This window comes from Cellulomonas cellasea (assembly GCF_006538745.1).
GTDB classification, from domain to species: domain Bacteria; phylum Actinomycetota; class Actinomycetes; order Actinomycetales; family Cellulomonadaceae; genus Cellulomonas_A; species Cellulomonas_A cellasea.
Map to the genome: position 1 here is coordinate 38,732 of NZ_BJLR01000035.1, position 23,133 is coordinate 61,864.

Genomic DNA, 23,133 nt, shown 5'->3' on the forward strand with positions numbered 1-23,133 from the left:
CCGCGGCTCCCCGTGCGGGGCGCCGCGGTCAGCGGTGCCTTGGCTTCACACCGGTGTCCAGGTCATCGTCGCACCTCGTCCCCCGCTGTGCGTCCGGCGTTCGGGGGAGCCTCAGCGCCGCGACGCGGTCCCCACGGTGGCCGCCGCGGACACGTCACCGACCACCACCGCGTCGATGAGCTGGCGCGCCCACGCGAGCAGCGCCTCGCCGTGCAGCGGCTTGCCGCCGATGCGCGCGGTCGTGGGGAACGGCACGAGGATCGTGCGGATCGCCGGCTTGAGCACCGTGCCGGGGTAGAGCCGCTTGAGCCGCATCTGCGCCGACTCGGGCAGCTCGACGGGCGCGAAGCGCACGAACTTCCCCTGCGCGGTCACGTCGCTCAGCCCGGCCGCGCGCACGCGGGTCCGGAACGCCGCGACGTCGAACAGGTTGTTCACCGCGTCGGGCACCGGGCCGTAGCGGTCCACGAGCTCCGCGCGCACCTCCGCGAGCGCCGCCTCGTCGGCCGCGGCCGCGATCTTGCGGTACGCCTCGAGGCGCAGGCGCTCGTGCGCGATGTAGTCGTGCGGCAGGTGCGCGTCGACGGGCAGCTCGATCGTCACGTCGGGCAGCTCCTCCTCGACCTCGCCGCGGAAGCCGGCGACCGCCTCGCCGACCATGCGGATGTAGAGGTCGAAGCCGACGCCCTCGATGTGCCCGGACTGCTCGCCACCGAGCAGGTTGCCCGCGCCGCGGATCTCGAGGTCCTTCATCGCGATCGCCATGCCCGCGCCGAGGTCGGTGTTCGCGGCCATGGTCGCGAGCCGGTCGTGCGCGGTCTCGGTGAGCGGGCGCTCGGGCGGGTACAGGAAGTAGGCGTACGCCCGCTCGCGCCCGCGGCCCACGCGCCCGCGCAGCTGGTGGAGCTGCGAGAGCCCGAGCAGGTCCGCGCGCTCGAGGATCAGGGTGTTCGCGTTGGAGATGTCGAGGCCGGTCTCGACGATCGTGGTGCAGACGAGCACGTCGAACTTCTTCTCCCAGAAGTCGACGATGACCTGCTCGAGCTGGTGCTCGGGCATCTTGCCGTGCCCGACGGCGACCCGCGCCTCCGGCACGAGCTCGTTGAGGCGCGCAGCGACCCGCTCGATCGACTCCACGCGGTTGTGCACGTAGAATACCTGGCCCTCGCGCAGCAGCTCGCGGCGGATCGCCGCGGTGATCTGCTTCTCGTCGTACCCGCCGACGAACGTCAGGACCGGGTGGCGCTCCTCGGGCGGCGTCGCGAGCGTCGACATCTCGCGGATGCCCGTGACCGCCATCTCGAGCGTGCGCGGGATCGGGGTCGCGCTCATCGCGAGCACGTCGACGTTGGTGCGCAGCGCCTTGAGCGTCTCCTTGTGCTCGACGCCGAACCGCTGCTCCTCGTCGACGATCACGAGCCCGAGGTCCTTGAACCGCACCTCGCCCGTGATGAGCCGGTGCGTGCCGATCACGACGTCGATGCTGCCGTCGGCGAGCCCGTCGACGATCGCCTTGCTCTCGGCGGCCGTCTGGAACCGCGAGAGCGCCTTCACGACGACCGGGAAGGCCGAGTACCGCTCCGTGAACGTGTCGAGGTGCTGCTGGACGAGCAGCGTCGTGGGCACGAGCACCGCGACCTGCTTGCCGTCCTGCACGGCCTTGAACGCCGCGCGCACCGCGATCTCGGTCTTGCCGTAGCCGACGTCGCCGCACACGAGCCGGTCCATCGGGACCGGCTTCTCCATGTCGGCCTTGACCTCGTCGATCGTCGCGAGCTGGTCCGGGGTCTCGACGTACGCGAAGGCGTCCTCGAGCTCGCGCTGCCACGGGGTGTCGGGCGCGAACGCGTGCCCGGGCGTCGCCATGCGCGCGGAGTACAGCCGGATGAGCTCCGAGGCGATCTCCTTGACCGCCTTGCGCGCGCGGCCCTTGGTCTTGGCCCAGTCGCCGCCGCCCATCTTGTTCAGGCTCGGCGCCTCGCCGCCCACGTACTTGGTGACCTGGTCGAGCTGGTCGGTGGGCACGTAGAGCCGGTCGCCCGGCTGGCCGCGCTTGCTCGACTGGTACTCGATGACCATGTACTCGCGCGTCGCGGCGGTCGAGCCCGAGCCGATCGTGCGCTGCACGAGCTCGACGAAGCGCCCGACGCCGTGCTGCTCGTGCACGACGTGGTCGCCGGGGCGCAGCTGCAGCGGGTCGACGGTGTTGCGCCGCCGCGACGGCATCTTGCGCATGTCGCGCGTCGAGGTGCCCGTGCGCCCGGTCAGGTCCGACTCGGAGAACACCGCGAGCCGCAGGCCCTCGGCGACGAACCCCGGGCCGACGGGCGCGGGGACGACGAGCACGACGCCACCCTCGGGCGGCTCCGCGATCGTTGGCACGAGCCGCGCGGGCACGTCGGCGGCCTTGAGCTGCTCGGTCATGCGCTGCGCGGGGCCGTGCCCCTCGGTTGCGAGCACGAGGTGCCAGCCGGCCTGCTGGAGCGTGCGCACGTCCGCAACCGCCCGGTCGACCTCGCCGCGGTACCGCTCGACGTCGCGCGCCGCCACGACGAGCGTCTCGCCCGCCCCGGTCAGCACGTCGCCCGTCGCGTGGTCGTCGGTGAGCCCCGCGCGTTCGATCCGGTTCCCGGTCTCCTCGGCGCGCGCGACCCCCTCGGCGTCGAGCGTGAACGGGCTGAGCGTCCACCACCCGAGGCCGCGCACCGCCGCGAGCGCCCGCACCTCGGCGAACGACGCGAAGGACGCCGCCGACAGGTCGAGAGGCGTCGCACCGCCCGCGGCGGCCGAGGTCCACGCCGCCTGAAGGAACTCCTCGGTCGTCGCCACCAGGTCGTGCGCACGGCGCCGGACCCGCTCGGGGTCGACGAGCACGAGCAGCGCGTCGTCGGGCACGAGGTCCAGCACCGGGACCATGCGCTCGACGAGCGCGGGCGCGAGCGACTCCATGCCCTCGACCGCGATCCCGTCCGCGAGCTTCTCGAGCATCTCGGCGGCGCCCGGGAGGCGGTCCATGAGCGCGATCGCCCGGCCGCGGACGTCGTCGGTCAGCAGGATCTCCCGGCACGGCGGCGCCCAGAGCCCGTGCGTCGCGATCTCGAGGCTGCGCTGGTCGGCGACGGAGAACCAGCGGATCTCCTCGACGTCCTCGCCCCAGAACTCGATCCGCAGCGGGTGGTCCTCGGTCGGCGGGAACACGTCGAGGATCCCGCCGCGCACCGCGAACTCGCCGCGCTTCTCGACCATGTCGACCCGCGCGTACGCCGCGCCGACGAGCCGGTCCGCGAGCTCGGCGAGGTCCGCGCGGTCCCCGACCGCGAGCGCGACGGGCTCGAGCTCGCCGAGCCCCTCGACGACGGGCTGGAGCAGCGCGCGCACGGGGACGACGAGGACGCGGATCGGACCCGTGAGGCCGTCGTCGTCGGTCGGGTGCGCGAGCCGGCGGAACACCGCGAGGCGGCGGGCCACGGTGTCGCTGCGCGGCGAGAGCCGCTCGTGCGGGAGCGTCTCCCACGCGGGCAGCACCGCGACCGCGTCGTCGGGCAGGTAGCAGCGCAGGGCGGACGCGAGCTCGTCGGCGTCCCGCCCGGTCGCGGTGACGACGACAAGCGGGCGCCCCGCAGCGCCGGCCGGCCCCCCGGCACCGGCCGCGTGCGCACCCGCGAGCGCCGCGAGGAGGGGCGGACGGACGCCCGCGGGGCCGACGACGTCGACCTCGCCCCGGGCGCGGACGAGCTCGACGGCGCGCGCGGCGTTCGGGTCGGCGAGGAGGGCGGGCAGCAGGCCGGTGAGGTTCATGGTTCCCTTCGCAGGCGCTCCCGCAGCCGGGGGCAGGGCGCGGCAGCGGGGGCACGACAGCACGTGCGCCCCGGAACCGTGCGGTCCCGGGGTCGTCGTGCTGGAAGTCTACGAGCCGCGTCCGACACGCACCCGCGCTGGAGCGTGCGCGCTGGGCGTGACCGCTCCGTCCCTGCGCTGACGCCTACGCCTGGCTGAGGACCCCGGCCCCGTGCACGGGGAGCACGGGGGCGACGGCCGCCGGACCCGGAGCCGGCGCGAGGCCGTCGAGCTGCGCGAGCGCACGCCGCAGCGCGGTGCTCGACGTGTGCACGGTGTACGGGAAGTAGTGCACCTCGACGCCGACCGCCGCGAAGTCGCGCTCGAGCTTGTCGCCCTTGGCGGTCCCCCGCCAGTCGTCGCCCTTGAAGATCACGTCGAAGCCCACCGAGCGCCAGGTGTCGACCTTGTCGGGGACGACCTCCGCGACGACCTCGTCGACGAACGAGATGTGCCGGACGATCTCCATGCGCTCCGCGAGCGGCACGACGGGCCGCGCGCCCTTCGTGAGCTCGAGCATCTCGTCGGAGACGACGCCCGCGATCAGGTGGTCGCAGTGCTGCTTGGCGAGCCGGAGGATGTTGAGGTGGCCGACGTGGAAGAGGTCGTACGCACCCGGTGCGTAGCCGATTCGTGCCATCCCTGATTCCCCCGGTTCTGAGTGTGCGGCGGGCGCGCAGGCAGTCCGGCCGGCGACGTCGCTGCGCCACGATATCGACGCAAACGGGCATTGACGACACACCAGGAGGTAATTCACCCGCGCAGCGGCGAGCATCCGGGTGGGCGGTGGCCGGGTCCGACCTGCTGCTATGTCACGATGGAACGGTCGGCAGGGCCCCGGGCCCGAGCCGGCGATGCACCGGGACGTGGGGCGTGGTGCGGGCCCCGTCCCCAGCGGCCGCAGGGGCCCCGACGAAGGACGGTCGATGGAACCGAGCGAGTACCTGTCGATCCTCCGGCGGAACTGGCTGCTGCTCGTCCTGGCGGCGGTCCTCGGGTTCGTCGGCGGGTACGGGTACGCGCAGACCGTCCCCCCGAGCTACCGCGCGAAGGCGAGCGTGTTCATCGCGGTCCCGCCCGGCGCGACGGTCAACGAGGACGTGCAGGGCTCGACGTACGTGCAGAACACCGTCCCGAGCCTCGCCCGGCTCGCCGTCCAGCCCGTCGTGCTCGACGAGGTCATCGAGGACCTCGACCTCGGCACGACCGCCGGCCCGCTCGCCAAGACCGTGACCGTCGAGAGCCCCCTCGACACGTCCATCCTCGAGATCTCCGTCGTGAGCGCCGAGCCGGAGCGCGCCGCGGCGATCGCGAACGGGATCGCGGACCAGCTGCCGGAGTCCGTCGCGACCCTCATGGGCGACCGGGACTCCGACCGGCCCGCGATCCAGATCACCACGACGGGCCCCGCGACCCCGCCGGCGTTCGCGTTCTCCCCGAACACGAAGCTCGACGCGGCGACGGGCATGGCGCTCGGGCTCGCCCTCGGCGTCGCGTTCCTGCTCGGCCGGCGCCTCATCGACACGCGCGTGCGCAGCCTGCGGGACCTGCGCCGCGTGACCGACGCCGCCGTCCTGAGCGTCGTGCGGTGGGAGCGGCGGGACACCGAGGACCGCCTGGTCGTGCGCGACCGCCCGCAGAGCGACCGCGCGGAGGCGTTCCGCCGGCTGCGCACCAACCTGCGGTTCCTCAACCTGCGCGGCTCCGGTCGCACGATCGTCGTGACGTCGTCGCTGCCCGGCGAGGGCAAGTCGGTCACGACCATCAACCTCGCGATGGCGATGGCCGAGGGCTCGTCGCGGATCCTGCTGGTCGACGCGGACCTGCGCCGGCCGTCGGTGGCCCGCATGCTCGGGCTCGAGGGTGCGGTCGGCCTGACCACGGTGCTCATCGGCGACGCGAGCCTCGACGAGGTGGTCCAGCCCTTCGGCGACGGCACGCTCGACGTGCTGGCCTCCGGGCAGATCCCGCCGAACCCGAGCGAGCTGCTCGACTCCGACGCGATGGCCGAGCTGCTGCGCGAGGCCGCGCTGCGCTACGACATCGTGCTGCTCGACTCCGCTCCCCTCCTCCCCGTGACGGACGCGGCGGTGCTCGCTCGGCTCACGGACGGCGCCCTGCTCGTCGTCGGCTGCCGCAAGGCGCACCGGCACCAGGTCGCCGAGGCCCTGTCCTCGCTCGAGACCGTCTCCGCACGCCTGCTCGGCATCGTGCTCAACCAGATCTCGTCCAAGGAGTCCGGCGCGGCCTACGTGTACGGGTCGGTGCCGGGCGGCGACACCCGGCCGACGGGCCGCGGCCGGCGCGGTGCGCAGCGCGCGCGGGGCGCGGGCGAGACGGCCCGGCCGACCCACGCCGCCCCCGGTCGCGCGTCCGGGCGCTCGTCGTCGGCCCCGGTCGCCGCGCCGCAGCACGCGGGCGCCGCCGCGACGCCGGGCGTGCCCGGGCCCACGGGTCCGCGGTTCGTGGGCCCGAGCCTGCCCGAGGTGCTGGCCGGGATCGAGGACCCCGCCTCCGGCGAGCGCCCGCCCGCCCAGTGGTCACCGGTGTCCGCCGCCACGACGGAGGCCGACGCCGAGGAGACCCCCGCGACGCGCGCCCTGCCGACCGTCGCCACCGCGCCCGCGCCGGACGCGGCGCCGGGGCAGCGTCCGGGCGCGCCGGAGGGGCAGGGCACCGCGCCGCGACCCGCCGCACCGGCACCGGCCGCACCCGCCGCTCCGGCGCAGACCGCGCCCGCGGCTCAGGCACCGCCGCAGTCCGCGCCCGCGGCTCCCGCACCGGCGCAGGCCGCACCCGCCCCCGTGGCGCAGGCTCCGGGCACCCCGCGCCCCGCTCCGAACGCCGCGCCCGGCCCGCAGTCCCGAGGTCGGGACACGTCAGCCGCCCCGGCGACGCGACCGTCCACCGTCCCGCTCGGGCCGGACACCGCGGCGAGCCGGCAGGGACCCGGCGGTGCGCCCGCCCGGCCGGCCGCCTCGCCCGCCGACGTGCTCGCCGCACCGCTCACCGCCCGCGCCGCCGAGCCGCCGCGCAGCGACGGGCGTGCACACGGCCCGGACGCGTCGGGCGCCGGTGCGCCCGTGACCGAGCCGAACGGCCCCGCGACGACGGTCCCCGCCCAGACCTGAGACGGCGCCCCCGGCGCCGCCGGACGGCTCCGCGCCGCCGGACGGCCCTGCGCGGCCGGCGGCCACGTCGGTCCGAGGACGGCTGCCCCGAGCAGCCACGGACCGGGCGCGGACCGTCGACCTCGGCCTGCCGCACCGACCCCCCGACCGGTCCGTCGCGAGCCGCGCGCCGGAAGCGCCCGTCAGCCCGCGCGCTCGAGCAGCACGACCGCGGTGTGCGCGCCCTGCCACTCGTCGGCCACCACGAACCCGAGATCCTCGAGCGCCGCGCGCTCCGGACCGTCCTCGGCGAGCGCCCGGTCCGCCACGAGCCACACCCGTGGGGCCCTCTGCAGCGCGTCCCGCGCGTCCTCGACGGTGCTGCTGCGGTCCCACAGCTCGCCCTCGGGGTCGGCCGTCGGCAGCCGGGTCGGGTCGTCCAGACCGGCGAACGCCGCGGGGTACGTGACGGCGATCGCGCGCGCGGACGACGACACCCCGAACATCTCGGTGAACACGACCGCGTCGCCGTCGCGCGCCGACCCCGCGAGGAACCGGACCGCCGGTGCCCAGTCGGAGGTGTCCTTGCCCGCCGTCCGGCGCTCGGTGACGTAGGACGGGACGGCCAGCAGCGCGACGAGCACGAGCGCGGCCACGACCTGCGCGCGGGTGCGCAGCGACGTCAGGGCCTCCCCCACGAGCAGCGCGAGGGCGGGCACCGAGAAGGCCAGGTACTTCGGGGTGTACATCGGGAACGAGACCAGCGAGTACGCGAGCACCCCGAGCGTCGGGAGCACGAGCCAGGGCAGCGCGACGACGACGGTGGACAGCCCCGGGGCGCCACGCCCGGCGCGGACCGTCCGCACGAGCACCCAGGCGACCGCCGCCCAGCAGACCAGGGCCAGCGGCACGGACAGCAGCCCGTCCGTGCCGAACGCCTGGTCGACGACGACGCCGCGCACCGTCCGCAGCCCGAGCTCGGGGATCCACGAGACCTGGCCGGACTGGGCCGCCGAGCGCAGGAGCACCGGCGCGGCGAGCACGCCCCCACCCGCGGCGGCGACCACGAACCCGGTCAGCGCACGGCGACCGGGACGCGCGAGGAGCACGGTCACGCCGTGCGCGACGACGAGCAGCCCGAGGAACACCCACAGCGACACCCCGAAGCCGACGAGCACCGCGTAGCCGCCCCACCAGCCCCAGCCCCGGCGCCGGAGCGCCGTCACGAGGAGGACGGTCGCCCACACGGCGACGGCCGCCACGAGCGCCCCCGAGCGCGCCTCGGTCGCGAGCCACGTGGTGCGCGGCAGCACCGCGACGACGACGCCGGCGAGCAGTCCGAGCCGCGGCCCGCCCAGCGCACGCCCGAGCACCACGACACCGGCCGCCATCACACCGACGCCGAGCGCGCTCAGGGCCCGCGCCGCGAGCAGCGACGGCCCCCACACGTCGAGCCACAGGTGCAGGACGCCGTAGTACACGCCGTGCACCGCGTCCATGTTCTCGAGGAAGCGCCCGAGGCCGGCCCAGCTGCGGGTCGCGGCGGACAGGGTCGCCGCCTCGTCGCCCCAGCCGGACGGCACCCACGAGCCGAGGAACCCCAGCACCGACGCGCCGAGGCCGACCAGGACCGGCACGAACCACCGGGACCGCGTCGCGGCACCGGCGCTCGTCGTCCCCGTCGGCGTCGACTGCTCGGCCTCCGGGACCCGCGTGGTCATCGCGGGACGCCGGCCGCCACGGTCGGACGGGCGGGCGCGCGGCGGGTGACCCGCTCGAAGCCCCAGCGGGTGACGCGCCCCATCGCCTCGACGACGATGTCCCGGCTCATCTTCGACTCGCCGCGCTCTCGCTCGACGAAGGTGACCGGCACCTCGACGACGCGCATGCCCGCGTGGTGGGCACGGCGCACGAGGTCGATCTGGAAGCAGTAGCCCTGGCTCTCGATGCCGTCCGCCACGATGCGCCGCAGGGCGTCGGCGCGGTACGCGCGGTAGCCGGCCGTGGCGTCGCGCACGGGGATCCCGCACATCACGCGCGCGTAGATGCTGCCGCCGCGTGAGAGCAGCTTCCGGTGCAGCGGCCAGTTCACGACCGAGCCGCCCCGGACCCAGCGCGAGCCGATGACGAGGTCCGCGGGCCGCTCGTCGACGGCCGCGAGGAGGGACGGCAGCTGCTCGGGCAGGTGCGACCCGTCCGCGTCCATCTCGACGACGACGCCGTACCCGCGGTCGAACGCCCAGGCGAACCCGGCGAGGTACGCCGCTCCGAGGCCGGCCTTGCTCGTCCGGTGCAGCACGTGGACCTGGGGGTCGGCGGCGGCCAGGGCGTCCGCGAGGTCGCCCGTCCCGTCCGGGGAGCCGTCGTCGACGACCAGCACGTGCGCGTCGGGCACGGCGGTGCGCACGCGCGCGACGATGCTCTCGACGTTGAGGCTCTCGTTGTAGGTCGGTATGACGACGAGCGGGGTCCCGGCGAGCGCGCCGGACGCACCCGCCTCCCCCTCGGCAGGCTCGGACAGCATCGTCGACTCCCTCGTTCCCCGTCGCGTCGGCGGTGCGCGACCCGTGTGCCGGCCGCGGGGACCTCGTCCCGATCGTCACCCTAGCCGCCGCGCGGAGCCGCTCGACACCTCCCGGCGGGTGAGGTTTGTCCGGTTCTCTCACCCTCGGCGCGGCTCCCACCACGCGCGCCGACGGGGGACAATCGTGCTGCACCGACCGAGGGGGGACATGCGCAGCACGCGCCGGCACGGCGGGGACCCGGGAGGTCGGGCGGGGTCCGACCTCCTCGACGTCTCCGTCCAGGACGCGCGCGCACCCCTCGCCTCCGCCCGGCCCGCCGTCCCCCGCGCGTTGGTCCGCGGGGATGTCACCGACCCGGCGGTGCAGCTCAACCGCTGGATCGCCGTCGTGGCAGTCGTCCTCACCGGCATGCGCGTGCGCGTCGTGCAGGAGGTGGTTCCCGGCCTGATCGTCGCCGTGGCGCTCCTCCCGGTGTGGCTGCCGGCGCTGCGCCGCTTCGTCGGCGCCCGCGTCATGCTGGGCCTCGGCGCGCTGGCGCTGCTGAACGGCGCGTGGCTGACCGTGTGGTCGGCGGCCGACCACGAGATCAGCTCGGGGCTGGCCACGAGCACGTCGGTCGTGATGGCCTCGCTCCTCGGCGGGGTCGGCGTCGTGGTGTGGGCCCGCACGCTGCTGCCCGACGCGTGGGTCGGCATCTGGCTCGGCCTGGGTGCGCTCGCGGCCGCCCTCGCCCGCCCGGTCACGTGGGGCGTGAACCCCTGGAAGTTCGCGATCGCGGTCCCCGTGTCGATCATCGTGCTCTCGGCGGCGCGGCTGTCGCGCCGGCGGATCGTCGACGTCGGCGCGCTCGTCGTGCTCGCGCTGTTCTCCGCGACGCAGGACTCCCGCTCCGCCTTCGCGATCTACCTCGTCGCGGCGACGCTCCTGCTGTGGCAGGCCGTCCCCTCGCGCGTGCAGGGCGAGGCGTCGTCGTGGCGGCGACGGCTCCAGGTGCTCGCCGTGATGGGCGCGGTCGTGGCCGCCATGTACAACCTCGGCGTCTCGCTCATCCTGGACGGCCACCTGGGCGAGTCGGCGCAGCAGCGCACCCTCGAGCAGATCCGCGCGTCCGGCTCGCTGCTGCTGGGCGGCCGTCCGGAGCTCGCCGCGACGATGGCGCTGATGCAGGAGCGGCCGCTCGGCTTCGGCCCCGGCACGCTGCCGTCGCCGGGCGACGTCGCGACCGCCAAGGCGGGCATGAGCACCATCGGCTACGACCCCGACAACGGGTACGTCGAGCGGTTCATGTTCGGCACCCAGTTCCGGCTGCACTCCGTGATCGGGGACCTGTGGTCCGCGTTCGGGATCGTGGGTGCGGTGTTCGCGCTCGCCATGCTCGTGCTCGTCGTCCTGGCGCTCGCGGGGGCCCTCACGGCCAAGCGCGCGAGCGGCCTGACGGTGTGGCTGACGTTCCTGACCGCGTGGAACCTGTTCTTCGGCACGTTCAACGGGTCGACGACCACGTTCGTCGCGGTGCTGGCGCTCGCGATGCTGCGCCGGGACGCCTCGCCGCCGCAGCCCGACGACGCGCTCGCCGCACCCGGCCGGGCGTAGGCGACCCGCGGCCCGGCGCGGCACCGCCCGCCCGGGGGGGCACAGGCCGGCCGGCGGACGGTTCGACACCGTCCGCCGGGGCTCCCGAGCCCTAGGAGCCGGCGACCACGGCCGGCACGCACGCGTCGTGCGCGCCCGCCGGCACCGCGACCGACGGGCCACCCGCGCGCTCCGCGGTCGCGGGCGCCGCCCCGGCACCCACGTCACGGCCCCGCGCGTACTCCGCGTACGTCACGCCGGCGGCGCCCACGAGCGCGCCCCACCCGCTCGCGACGTGGACCTCGCCCTGGGCGCGCCGCGCGAGCGACCGGGTGAGCAGGCCGCCCACCGCCCGCACCCCGCCGCGCACGAGCAGCGCGGCACCGTGGGCGGCGAGCACGAGCCGCTGCCGGGCCCGCGCCGCCCTCGTCCCGCGCAGCGCCAGGAGCACCGCGCTCCAGGTCGTGCCCGTGCGGTAGGCGCGGCGCAGCACCCAGGCGCGCGTCGCCCGCTCGTCCGCGACGGGCTCCTCGGCGACCGCCTCGGCGCACCAGCGCACGACCTCGCCCTGCGCGCCGAGCGCCCGGGTCAGCATGGAGTCCTCGCCCCCGCTCGCGCCGAACCGCTCGTCGAAGCGCAGCCCGTGCCGGCGCAGCACGCGCAGGTCGAGCAGGAGGTTGCCGGCCCCGGCACCGGGGACGACGGTCCCCGACGGGCCCGGCGGGCGCAGCTCGAAGAAGCCGCTCGCGCGGACCCACGGGTCGACGGGCTCCGCGAGCCGGCGGACGGTCGGCCCGGCGACGGCCGCGCAGCCCCACCGGCGCCACGCGTCGAGCAGGTGCTCGAGCCAGCCGTCGCGGGGGACCTCGTCGTCGTCGAAGAAGACGACCGCGTCGCTCGACGCGCCGGCGTCGAGGGCATGGTTGCGCACGGCGGCCAGGCCGGGCCGCGGCTCGTGGCAGTAGTCCACGCGCCCGGACCACGTGCCGGTCACGAGCTCCCGGGCGCTCGCGTCCGGGTCGTTGTCGACGACGAGGACGCGCACGTCGGGACCGAGGCGCTCGGCCTGCTCGACGACCCGGTCGAGGGCGTGCGCGAGGGTCGCCGGCCGGCGGAACGTCGCGATCGCGACCGTGACCTTCCCGGTCGACGGCTCGTCGGTGCGGGGCACGGTCCCGCCCGTCGCGAGGGGCTGCGCCGGTGCGGGCGTGCCCGGGCGCGCGTACTCGGCGTACACGTGCCCGACGAGCCCGGCGAGCATCCCGGACCCGCGGGCGAGCGTCCGGCGCCCGCGCGCCTCGTGCGCCAGGGAGCGGGTGACGACCCCGAGGGCGGTCTGCCCGGCGCCCGCGGCGACGCGCACGCTGCCCTGGGCGAGGATCGACGCCCGGGTGCGCAGCCGGGCCGCCGGTGACCCGGCGACGAGGACGCTGACCCGGGTCCAGCCGTTGCCGGAGCGGTAGGCGCGTCGCAGCACCCACGACCGCGTGACCCGGCTCGCCGGGACGACGTCGGTGACGACCGCCTCGTCGCACCAGACCATCCGCAGGCCCCGCGCGACCGCCTGGTGCGTGAACAGGGTGTCGCTGCCGCCCGTCAGCCCGAAGCGGGCGTCGAACCGCAGGCCGGCGGCGGTGACCTGGTGCATGTCGAGCAGCAGGTTGTTGGTCGCGGCGAGCGTCACCTCGGTCCCCGTGGCGAGGCGGCGACGGTCGAAGAACCGCCCGGCACGCACCCACCGGTCCGGCTCGACGACGTACTCCGACACGACGGGCCCGACCACGGCACCCGGCCGGTCGACGAGGTACTGCTCGACGAGCAGCCGGAGCCAGCCGTCGCACGGGCGCTCGTCGTCGTCCACGAAGACGAGGAGGTCGTCCCCCGCCGCCTCGTCGAGCGCGCGGTTGCGGGCGTGCGCGATGCCGGGCTCCGGCTCGTGCACGTACCGCGCACCCGTCGCCAGCGCCTCGACGACCTCGCGGGCGCTGCCCGCCGGGTCGTTGTCGACGACCAGCACCCGGGCGCGCGGCCCGAGCCCGGCGGCCTGCGCGACGAGCGTCGGCAGCACCTCGCGCAGGTCGTCGGGGCGCAGGTACGTCAGGACCGCCACGGTCACCGAGAGCGCCGCGGCCTCCCCCGACGGGCCCGGGCCGTCCTGCTGCTCGTCGCTCTCGACCACGCGAGGCGCACCGGACGTCACTGCGCCCGACCGGCCCACAGGTCGCGGTACCCGACCGTCGTCGGGACCGTCGTCGCCGAGCCCGAGAGGTAGGTGCTGAGCCCGATGGAGCCCGGGACCTGCAGGGCCGCGGTCGTGTCCGTCGCCGTGAGCCGCCACGCCGCCGGCTCGGGCGTGCCGTCGACCCACACCTTGGCGCGGACCGTCGTGGGCGCCGTGCCCGTGACCTGGAGCCGCACCGCGAGCGCCTGACCGGCGACCGAGGTCACCCCGGTCACGTCCCCGGCGGCCAGGTTGGTCCCGTTCCGCTGGAGCTGGAGCGTGACCTTGCCGGGCAGCAGGCGGATGAGGGCGCGGTAGTCGTTCGCCGCGTCCACGCGCCGCCCGAGGACGGAGACGTAGTACCCGCCGCCCGTGGGCTCGTGGCCGGGGACGACCTTGACCGTGAGCTCGGTGTCCGTCGAGGAGACCCCGTTCAGGTAGGTGGTCGTCGTGCTGCCCGGGGCGGCCAGGCGCTGGGTCCCGGTGCCCGCGGCGACCGAGAACCCGCTCGCCGCGGTCGTCGGGGTCCACGTGCCGCCCGTCGTGGCGGCGCCCCAGCCGTTCGTCACCGTGCGGTCGAACAGGTCGCGCGCCAGGTCGACGACCACGGGCGGGTCGGTGACGGTGACGTCGGCGGTGCGCTCGTGCGTCGCGCCGTCGTCGTCCGTGACCCGCAGCGTGACCGGGTAGGTCCCGGCCGCCGCGTAGGCGTGCGTCGCCGTCGCACCCGTCGCGGTGCCGCCGTCGCCGAACGTCCACGCGTAGGAGGCGATCGTGCCGTCCGGGTCGGACGACGCGGAGCCGTTCACCGAGACCGTGAGGTCGCTCGTCGCCGTCGTGAACGAGGCGACGGGCGCCACGTTCGGCGGCGGGTCGGTGACCGTGACCTGCTGGCTCGTCGACGCGCTGTCACCCCGGTCGTCGGTCACCGTGAGCGTCACGGTGTAGACGCCGCCCGCGGCGTACGGGTGGGTCGCCGTCGCGCCGGTCGCCGTACCGCCGTCACCGAAGTCCCACGTGTGGCTCGCCACCGTGCCGTCCGGGTCGGACGAGGCCGACCCGTCGACCGTGACCGTGCGCTCGCCCGGCGCCGCGGTGAAGGCGGGCAGCGGGAGCGCGTTGGCCGGCGCGGTGCCGCTGCCGAGCGTGAAGTGCTCGCGCACCTCGTCGTCCGTCAGCGCCCGGCCGTAGACCGCGACCTCGTCGACGCGCGCCGCGAGGTAGGCCGGCGTGCCGTTCCACGAGCTGTCGCCGCCGACGCGCCAGTAGCCGTTGTACGTCTGCGCACCCGCCTCGGCGTTGGAGCCGACGAGCACGCCGTCGACGTACAGGCGCATACCGGCAGCGGACTGCGACGCCACGAGGTGGTGCCACCCGCCGTCGTTGTAGGAGGCCGCGGAGGTCAGGACCACCTGGGTGCCCGGGAAGACCCCGAAGTTCAGCTTGCCGGCCGCGTCGAGGTAGACGTGGCGGTCGTAGCTCGCGGACAGGCCGCTCGAGGCGCTGCCGAACCCGACGAGCTTGCCGCCCGTGGTCGAGGTCGTGCTGAACCACAGCTCCTGCGTGAAGTCCGTCGGGCTGACGAACTGCACGTTGCTGCCGATCGTGTCGTTGACGCCGTCGAACCGCGCCGAGGTGTTCGTCGTGCCGACGACCCCCGAGGGCTGCCCGAGCACGACGCCGTTGCGGTACGCACCCGTGATGTTGCGCGTGCCGGAGTCGGCGGCCGTGGTGCCCGACGCCTCGCCGAGGCGCCAGAACAGGTCGGGCGCGTCGCCGTGGACCGCCTTGCCGTACGCGTCGGCCGGGACCGCGGGCAGGGCCGACGTCCGGCCCGAGAGGACGTAGTGCCGGTCGACCTCGGCCGCGGTGAGCGGACGGTCGTAGACCGCCACGTCGTCGATCGACCCGGTGAAGTTGCGGCCGCCGGACCACGTCGCGTCCCCGCCGATCCGCCAGTACCCGTCGAAGGCCGTCGCGCTGACGGTGTCGGCGCGGCTCGCGACGCGCTTGCCGTCCACGTACAGCGACATCCCGAGCGGGCCGAGCGTGCCCGTGACGTGGTGCCACTCGCCGTCGTTGAGGGCCGTGGGCGACTGCAGCGTGCGCTGCGTGCCGGGGAACGCCCCGAAGAGCACCTGGCCCGACGTGTTCATGTAGATGTTCCGGTCGTGGCGCGTGCTGTTGCCCGTGCTCCGGTTGCCGAAGCCGACGATCTTGCCGCCGAGCCGGGTCGTGGTCCGGAACCAGGCTTCGACGGTGAGCTCGTCCCGTCCCATCTGGGTCCGCTGCGTCGCGACGCGGCCGTTGTCGGTGCCGTCGAACGTCGACGCGGTGTCCGCGTCTCCCGCGACGGCACCCGCGGTGCCCCGCGTCACGCCGTCGAGCGCGAGCGCGGTGTCGTAGCCGGCCCAGTCGCGCACGGTCGGGCCCGACGCCTCGCCGAGGCGCCAGAACGAGCGGGCACCGTCGTCGAGGACCTCCTGGGCGTACGCGCTGAGGGCGCCGTCGCTCGCCACCGTGACCGGGACCCAGTCGGAGTAGACGGTGTTCCCGAACGCGTCACGTGCGGAGACGCGGTACTGCTGCGTGCTCCCCGGCGCGGCGCTCGTGTCGACGAAGCCGAGCTGCGGCAGGTTCCAGAACTTCGCGGTCACCGTCTGCTCGTGCAGGACCGTCGCGTTGGTCCCGCGGTGCACGCGGTACGTCAGCGTCTCGTTGTCCCGGTCCCAGTTGCCCTTCCACGCGAGACGGACCTCGCCGGCCTCGAGCGACGTGGCCGCGAGCGGGAAGTCGGGGCCCGACAGGCGCGGCCCCTGCTTGTTCGGCGCGATCGTCTTGGTGGCCATGCGCACGAGACCCTGCTGGCGCACGTTGTTCACGTGCGTGAACTCCCCGCCGTACACGACGTAGTCGCCGTTGCCGGTGACCGTCCAGGTCGCCTGGCTCGCGCCCGTGAAGCTGCCCGCCAGGAACGTCGGGAAGTACGTGAGCAGGGTCGGGCCGGGGTTGCCCTCGAACTGGTAGTAGCTGCTGTAGATGTTGCGGCCGAGCGGGCCCGTCGCGAAGTTCGTGTACGCGTTCGCGTAGTAGGCGGTCCACGGCTCGGTCTGCGGGTACCCGCCCTCGACGGTCGCGCAGTAGTGCGGGTGGCCGACGGTGTACGTCACGTCGCCGCTCGTGTAGACGTCGTACGTGTCGCCGTGGCAGTCCTCGACCCAGCGCAGGTCGCCGCCCCACGTCGCGGAGAACGCCCCCTCGAGGTTCCCGCCGCTGCCGTAGGTGTAGCCCGTGCCGTAGAAGCCGCGCGCGTCGCCGTACAGGCTGTAGATCGACGAGTTCTCGCCCGCGTTGCGGATGAGGCCGTTGACCGCGAGGGGCAGCGTCGCGCCGGTGCTCGCGTCGAGCCGGGCGAGGCCGTACCCCGGGGTGCTGGACCCACCGAGGGAGGTGAAGCTGCCGCCGATGACCACGGTCGACCGGTCCGGCGAGATCGCGATCGCGGAGACCTGGCCGTCGTCCGGCGTCGCGGTGAACGCGGTGGCCTGCGAGGTCGCGGCGTCGATCTGCGCCACGCGGACCCGGGACGCGCTGCCGATCTGGGAGAAGATCCCGCCGACGTACACCGACCCGTCGGTCGCCTCGACCGTCGCGACCGAGCCGTTGATGATGGGCGCGAAGGGCAGCAGCGCACCGGTCGTCGGGTTGAACGCGGCGACGCGGTACCGCGTGACGCCGCTGACCTGCGTGAACTCGCCGCCGACGTAGAGGCGCGACCCGTCGGGCGAGACGGACAGGCTGCGCGCCTGCGCGTTCAGCGTCGGCGCGAAGCTCGTGATGAGCGCGCCCGTCGTCAGGTCGTACGCCAGCAGGTTCGCGCGCGGCGTGGTGCTCGTCCCGGGCGCGGCGCCCGCGGGGCGCGCGGTCGTGAAGTTGCCCGCGACGTAGACGCGGTTGCCGACGATCTCCTGGTCCCACACCACGCCGTCGATCTGCACGGTGGGCAGCGAGTCCGCGGCGACCGTCTGCGGCAGCGCCGGGTCGACCGGTGCCGTGTCCGCGGCAGCGGGCTGCGCGGCGACCGCGAGCGCTCCCGCGGCCAGCACCACGGAGGTGAGGCCGGCGGCGAGCCTGCGGCCGGTGTGAATGTGCTGACGCATGGGGTCCTCGATTACCACGGAATGGCGAAGCAGGAATGGGGTGGTGGTCACGAGGACCGTTTCCGAGGATATCCGCGCGAACCGGACAACTCGGGTGGTCCGCCGGGTGAAAGTACGCGGCGAACGGGTGGTCAGGACGGCGTCGCGGCGGTCGCGTCGAGCACGGCGGCGCCGGGCACGGAGTAGACCTCGACGCGGGTCGTCGTGGCGTCCGCGGGGAGCAGGAACACGTACGTCCCGGTGGCCTCGGCGCCGGCGGCGACGGTGCTCGGCAGCGCGGCCGAGCCGGAGCCGTTGAGCTGCACCCCCGGGGTCTGCCCGGCACCGAAGTACGCGTTCACGACGGCGCCGACGAGGGAGAGCTCACCCGCGGAGGCGTTGCCCACCCGGACCGTGAACCGGACCGCCGGGCCGTCGACCTGGCCGGGGCCCTCGCCGTCGCCCTGGATCCGCTCGAGCGCGTCGACCGTGACGGTCACCTGCGGCGCGACCTCGGCGGCCGCGCCGACCGCCGCGGCCACGGTCCCGGACGCCGGTGCCGCTGCGGGCGGCGGGGCGGTGACGGGTGCGGCCTCCTGCGGTGCGGCCTCCGGCTCCGCGCCGTCCGTCGTGGCGCCCGCGACGAGCGGCGACTGCGACGGGTCCGGCGAGGCGCTCGGGGAGGACGTCGGGGTCGGCGACGTGGCCCCGGACGCACCGTCCGGTCCCCCGCCCCCCGTCCGCGCGAGGCCCCACACGACGAGCGCGAGGACGACGGCGGCAGCGAGCGCGAGCACCGCGACCCGGGCGCGCGGACCGAGCCGCGCCCAGGGGCCGGCGGGGGTGGACGTCTCGCTCATCGCAGAGCCTCCGAGTCGGCGGGAGAAGCGGTCGCGGGGCCGTCGACGGGCCTCCGCCGGGAGCGGCGCGGGCCGGGGACGCGGCGCGCGTGCAGGTCACGGCACAGCTGCTCGTAGCCGTCGGCGACGCGGTCCCAGTCGTAGGCCTCGGCGCGCACGCGCAGGCCTGCCGCCCGGTCCGCGGTCGCCGCGGGGTCGGACTCCGCCTCCTCGACGGCGACGGCCACGCCGTCCGCGTCCGCGAAGAAGCGCCCGTCGGCACCGAGGACCTCGCGGTTGAAGCTCACGTCGAACGCCGTGACCGCGGTCCCGGCGCCGATCGCCCGCAGCAGCGACGGGTTGGTGCCGCCGACGGAGTGTCCGTGCAGGTAGGTGCGGGCGTGCGCGTACAGCTCGTCGAGCTGGTCCTGGTCCCACACCGGGCCCAGGAGGTGCACGCGCTCGTCGGCGAGCTCGCGGACCCGCGCGGTGTACGCGTCGGAGTACGGGGCGCCGCCGACCACGACGAGCGGCAGCCTCGCGCCGCTGCGGCGGTAGCCGTCGACGATGAGGTCGACGTGGTTCTCGGGCTCGAAGCGCGCGACCACGAGGTGGTAGCCGTCGGCCTCGACGCCCAGCTCGACCAGACGCCCGGTGCCGAGACCGTCGAGGCGCGGGGCGCCGTAGGTCAGGAGCGTGGTGTCGACGGCGAACGCGTCGCGGTAGTACTGCGCGATGCCCTCCGCGTCGGCGATCAGGGCGTCGGACCAGCGCACCGAGAGGCTCTCGGCGGCGCGGTAGTACCGGCGCCCGTTCGGGCCCCACTTCGCGCGCTTCCACTCGAGCCCGTCCACGTGCGTCGCGACGGGGATCCGGGCGGCGCGCACGACGGGCAGCCACGGGGAGTTCGCGGCGTTGAACACGATCGCGGCGTCGACCCGGTGCGCGGCGAGGTGCAGCACCGACAGGCCGGTGTGCGAGAGCGTCTCGAGCGAGCGCGTGCGGACCGCGGGCAGGTGCACGAGGCGCATGCCGGCGTAGGTGCGGGGGGCGTCCTCCCCGGTCGACCGGCAGTACACGGTGACGTCGTGGCCGCGCGCGGCGAGGCGGCGACCGACCTCGTCCACCGCCGTCTCGAAGCCGCCGTAACGGGCGGGGACCCCGCGCGTCCCGACGAGCGCGATGCGCATGCTGCCCTGACCCGTCACGACACGTCCCCTCGCACTGCCCCGCCGGCCTGGACGCGGCCCGAGCGGCCGGCGACTGGCAGGGCGGGCCGGCTCCGCGTCGCGGCCACCGGAACGGTCGGCCCTCGATCGTCAGCGCAAGAATACGGACGCCCGCGCACGTGACCGAGCACAAAACGTACTTTTCACCCGGACGGCCGGGACGTCGCCGTACGGCGGCCGAGTAGATTCTCACCTGCTGATCAGGTCGACCTCCGCGCGCACGTGCCCGAACCGCACGAGCAGCCACGGCGCCGACCACGCCGGGGGGCGACACGCCGTGGTTCTCGGGTCAGCACCGCCCCCTCGATCGACAGGAGCCTCGCCCATGCCGTCGTCCGCACCCCCCGTCGCCGGGCTGGGCGCACGGGCCGCGCGCGGGGGTGCCGTCACGATGGCCGGCCAGCTCCTGCGGATGGGCGTGCAGGTCCTGTCGGTCGTGATCCTCGCCCGGCTCCTCGACCCGCACGACTACGGGCTGCTCGCGATGGTCGTGGCCGTCATCGGGGTGGGCGAGATCCTGCGCGACTTCGGCCTGTCGTCGGCCGCCGTGCAGGCGCGAGAGCTGTCCCGCGGCCAGCGGACCAACCTGTTCTGGATCAACACCGCGCTCGGGGCGCTGCTCGCGCTCGTCGTCCTCGCGTGCGCGCCGCTCCTCGCGGAGCTGTACGACGAGCCGCAGGTCGCGCCGATCGCGCGCGTGCTGGCCGTGACGTTCCTGCTCAACGGCATGATCACGCAGTACCGCGCGGACCTCGTGCGCCGCATGCGGTTCTCGGCGCTCGCGACGTGCGACGTCGCCGCACCCGCGACCGCCCTCGGGGTGGGCGTCGGGCTCGCCCTGGCCGGTCAGGGCTACTGGGCGCTCGTCGCGCAGCAGGTCACGCAGGGGGTCGTGCTGCTCGTGCTGCTCGTGGCGTACGCCCGCTGGGCGCCCGGGCTGCCCGACCGCACCGCGCCCGTGGGCGCCCTGCTGCGGTTCGGCCGCAACCTCGCCGCGACGCAGGTGCTCGGCTACGTCGCGAACAACGTCGACTCCTTCCTCATCGGGCGCCGGTTCGGCGCGGCCGACCTCGGTCTGTACAACCGCGGCTACCACCTTCTCGCGATGACGCTCAACCAGCTGCGCACCCCCACCTCGACCGTCGCGATCCCCGTGCTGTCCCGGCTCAGCGACGACACCGACCGCTTCGCGCACTACGTCCGGCGCGGCCAGCTCACGCTCGGGTACACGCTCGTGGTCGGCGTCGGGCTCGTCGTGGGCGCTGCGGAGCCCGTCGTGCGGGTCGCGCTCGGCGAGCAGTGGCTCGCGGCGGCACCCGTCCTCCAGTTCCTCGCCGTCGCCGGCGCGATGCAGACCCTCGCGTACGTCGGCTACTGGGTGTACCTCGCGCGCGGGCTGACCGCGGAGCTGTTCCGGTACACGACGGTCACGGCGGTCCTGAAGATCGTGTGCGTCGTGGTGGGCAGCACCTTCGGCATCACCGGGGTCGCCGCCGGCATCGCGGTCGCCGCGACGCTCGAGTGGCCGCTGTCGATCTGGTGGCTCTCGCGGCGCACGCCCCTGCCCGCGCGCGCGCTCCTCCTCGGCGCCCTGCGCATCCTCGCCGTCGCGTCCGTCGCGGGCGCCGCCGGGTACGCGGCCACCCTGGCCGTCCCCGGCGCGCCGGTCGGTCAGCTGGCGCTCGCGGTGCTGGGCCTGGGCGTCACCTACGCCCTCGGGTTCGCGGTCCCGCCCGTGCGGCGCGACCTGCGGGCGGTCCTCGCCGTCGCGCGCACCGCGCTGGCGCGGAGGTCGGCGCGGTGAGCGCGCCGACCGGACGCCCGGCGGCGCGGGAGGCGGGCGGGGGCGCGGACGACGCGGCGCAGGACGGGACGACGCGGGGGGCGACGGTGCAGGACGTCACGATGCAGGACGCGACGACGACGGCCCCCGACCTGCGCGGCGTCGGGATCGTCGTCGTGAACTACGGCTCCAGCGCGCTGCTGCGGAGCAACATCGCGGACGACCTGCGGGCCGCCGGCGCCCAGGTCCACGTCGTCGACAACGACTCGGGCGAGGACGAGCGGCGCGCGGTGCGCGAGCTCGCCCGCGAGCGGGGCTGGTCGCTCCTCGAGCTCGACAACGTCGGCTTCGGCGCCGGCATGAACGCCGGGGTCCAGGCCGCGCGCGCGGCCGGGGCGGACACGCTGCTCCTGCTCAACCCCGACGCGTCGATCACGGCCGCCGACCTCGCGCTGCTCGTCGCGTCCACGCGCGCCGAGCCGCTGACGATGCGCTCGCCGCTCGTCGTCGCACCCGACGGCCGGATGCAGTTCCGCGGTTCCCAGGTGCTCGTGCGCGAGGGCCGCACGCGCGCCGCGGACGGCAGCGACCCCGCGCTCGCGGACGCCTGGCTTGCGGGCACGGTCGTCGTGCTGACCGTGGAGCTGTGGGACGCGATCGGCGGCTTCGACGACGAGTACTTCCTCTACTGGGAGGACGTCGACCTGTCCTGGCGGTGCTCGGCCGTGGGCGGTCGGCTGCTCGTGGACACGCGCGTGCGCGCCGTGCACGACGGCGGCGGCACGCAGACGACGGCGCACCCCCAGGCCAAGTCGCCGACCTACTACTACTGGAACTGCCGCAACCGGCTGCTGTTCGCCGCGCGCCACCTGGGCGCCCGCGACCGGGTGCGCTGGGCGCTGCGCACGCCCGGCTACGCGGTCGAGGTGCTGCTCCGCGGCGGCCGGCGCCAGCTCCTGCACCCCGTCGCGCCCGTGGGCGCGGCCGTGCGGGGGTCCTTCGCCGGGCTCCGCGTGCTCGTGACCCGTCCGGGCTCCCGGCCCGGAGCCCCGCCTGCCCCCGGCGCGGTCACCGCGTCGTCCGACCCGAGGAGAACGACGCCATGGCAACCCGGCCCCTGACCGACGGCCGCACCCAGAGCCACCGCGAGGTGGTGCGCCGGCTGGCCGCCGCGCAGAAGAGCAACCGCGGCGCCGCGGGCTGGTCGCGGTGGGTCAACCGGCCGGCGGGACGCCAGCTCGCCGCGCTCGCGTACCGGCTCGGGCTGTCCCCGAACCACGTGACGGTCGCGAGCGCCGCGCTCAGCGGGACCGGCATCGCGCTGCTCGCGACGCAGCGCCCGACCGTGGGGACCGGCCTGCTCGTCTCGGCGCTCCTCGTGGTCGGCTACATGCTCGACGCCGCCGACGGGCAGCTCGCGCGCCTGACCGGCACCGGGAGCCGCGCCGGGGAGTGGCTCGACCACGTCGTCGACGCCACGAAGACCGCGGTGATCCACCTCGCGGTGCTCGTGAGCTGGTACCGCTTCCTCGACCTGCCGGACCGGATGCTGCTGGTGCCGCTCGCGTTCAGCGCGGTGGCGTGCGTCTTCTTCTTCTCGGTCATCCTGTCCGAGCAGCTGCGCCGCGCGCACGCCGCGCTCGGCACGCCCACGACGCGTCCCGCCACCGAGCCGGCGCCCGTGCTGCGCTCGCTCGTGGTGCTCCCGGGCGACTACGGCATCCTGTGCGTGTCGTTCGCGCTGCTCGGCTTCTCCGCGGTGTTCGTGCCGCTGTACACGCTGCTCATGGTGGCGAACGCGCTCCTGCTCCTCGCGGCCCTCGTCCGGTGGTACCGCGAGATGCGGACCCTCACGGCCTGAGCCCCGGCGTCGACCGG

13 protein-coding genes are annotated in these 23,133 nt (G+C 75.3%); 5 read left to right on the forward strand and 8 right to left on the reverse strand.

Going from position 1 to position 23,133, the window contains the following annotated elements; all coding sequences use genetic code 11:
• Window positions 1-111 precede the first annotated feature (111 nt).
• Together mfd and CCE01nite_RS18085 are read right to left on the reverse strand one after the other, a co-directional pair.
• Window positions 112-3,798 (reverse strand): transcription-repair coupling factor, encoded by a 3,687-nt coding sequence (gene mfd / locus CCE01nite_RS18080; protein ID WP_034631028.1) that lies wholly within the window; start codon window positions 3,796-3,798, stop codon window positions 112-114.
• 184 nt (window positions 3,799-3,982) lie between these two features.
• On the reverse strand, window positions 3,983-4,477 hold the full coding sequence (locus tag CCE01nite_RS18085) for an FAD synthase family protein (protein ID WP_034631031.1): 495 nt from the start codon (window positions 4,475-4,477) through the stop codon (window positions 3,983-3,985).
• Window positions 4,478-4,763: 286 nt separating this feature from the next.
• Between CCE01nite_RS18085 and CCE01nite_RS18090 the strand changes: the two genes are divergently transcribed.
• Window positions 4,764-6,968 (forward strand): polysaccharide biosynthesis tyrosine autokinase, encoded by a 2,205-nt coding sequence (locus tag CCE01nite_RS18090; RefSeq protein ID WP_170223987.1) that lies wholly within the window; start codon window positions 4,764-4,766, stop codon window positions 6,966-6,968.
• 182 nt (window positions 6,969-7,150) lie between these two features.
• On the opposite strand, the gene CCE01nite_RS18095 is transcribed toward CCE01nite_RS18090, so the two are convergent.
• Both CCE01nite_RS18095 and CCE01nite_RS18100 read right to left on the reverse strand, forming a co-directional pair.
• Entirely contained in the window at window positions 7,151-8,668 is a 1,518-nt protein-coding gene (locus tag CCE01nite_RS18095) for a glycosyltransferase family 39 protein (protein WP_141372778.1), read from the reverse strand.
• Window positions 8,665-9,471 (reverse strand): polyprenol monophosphomannose synthase, encoded by an 807-nt coding sequence (locus CCE01nite_RS18100; RefSeq protein WP_141372779.1) that lies wholly within the window; start codon window positions 9,469-9,471, stop codon window positions 8,665-8,667. The genes CCE01nite_RS18095 and CCE01nite_RS18100 overlap by 4 nt, the downstream gene beginning before the upstream one ends.
• A 208-nt stretch (window positions 9,472-9,679) precedes the next feature.
• On the opposite strand from CCE01nite_RS18100, the gene CCE01nite_RS18105 reads away from it, so the two are divergent.
• Window positions 9,680-11,065, forward strand: a complete 1,386-nt coding sequence (locus CCE01nite_RS18105; RefSeq protein ID WP_141372780.1) for an O-antigen ligase family protein — start codon at window positions 9,680-9,682, stop codon at window positions 11,063-11,065.
• Window positions 11,066-11,156: 91 nt separating this feature from the next.
• Here CCE01nite_RS18105 and CCE01nite_RS18110 read toward each other — a convergent pair whose 3' ends face one another.
• From CCE01nite_RS18110 to CCE01nite_RS18125, 4 genes are all read right to left on the reverse strand, one after another.
• A complete protein-coding gene (locus tag CCE01nite_RS18110) occupies window positions 11,157-13,223 on the reverse strand; it encodes a glycosyltransferase family 2 protein (RefSeq protein WP_141372781.1) in 2,067 nt (688 codons plus the stop codon).
• 17 nt (window positions 13,224-13,240) lie between these two features.
• The gene (locus CCE01nite_RS18115; protein ID WP_034633251.1) at window positions 13,241-17,425 is read right to left on the reverse strand and encodes a LamG-like jellyroll fold domain-containing protein; all 4,185 of its coding nucleotides are present in this window, start codon (window positions 17,423-17,425) and stop codon (window positions 13,241-13,243) included.
• A gap of 131 nt (window positions 17,426-17,556) precedes the next feature.
• Window positions 17,557-18,264 (reverse strand): hypothetical protein, encoded by a 708-nt coding sequence (locus CCE01nite_RS18120; RefSeq protein ID WP_052104346.1) that lies wholly within the window; start codon window positions 18,262-18,264, stop codon window positions 17,557-17,559.
• A complete protein-coding gene (locus tag CCE01nite_RS18125) occupies window positions 18,261-19,433 on the reverse strand; it encodes a DUF1972 domain-containing protein (protein WP_052104350.1) in 1,173 nt (390 codons plus the stop codon). The genes CCE01nite_RS18120 and CCE01nite_RS18125 overlap by 4 nt, the downstream gene beginning before the upstream one ends.
• A gap of 364 nt (window positions 19,434-19,797) precedes the next feature.
• Here CCE01nite_RS18125 and CCE01nite_RS18130 point away from each other — a divergent pair, with 364 nt between their 5' ends.
• From CCE01nite_RS18130 to CCE01nite_RS18140, 3 genes are read left to right on the forward strand one after another with little or no spacing between them, the layout of a single operon-like run.
• Entirely contained in the window at window positions 19,798-21,276 is a 1,479-nt protein-coding gene (locus CCE01nite_RS18130; protein WP_034633255.1) for a lipopolysaccharide biosynthesis protein, read from the forward strand.
• Window positions 21,273-22,376, forward strand: a complete 1,104-nt coding sequence (locus CCE01nite_RS18135) for a glycosyltransferase family 2 protein (protein WP_052104347.1) — start codon at window positions 21,273-21,275, stop codon at window positions 22,374-22,376. The genes CCE01nite_RS18130 and CCE01nite_RS18135 overlap by 4 nt, the downstream gene beginning before the upstream one ends.
• A complete protein-coding gene (locus CCE01nite_RS18140) occupies window positions 22,358-23,116 on the forward strand; it encodes a CDP-alcohol phosphatidyltransferase family protein (RefSeq protein WP_052104348.1) in 759 nt (252 codons plus the stop codon). The genes CCE01nite_RS18135 and CCE01nite_RS18140 overlap by 19 nt, the downstream gene beginning before the upstream one ends.
• The last annotated feature ends 17 nt before the right edge of the window (window positions 23,117-23,133 follow it).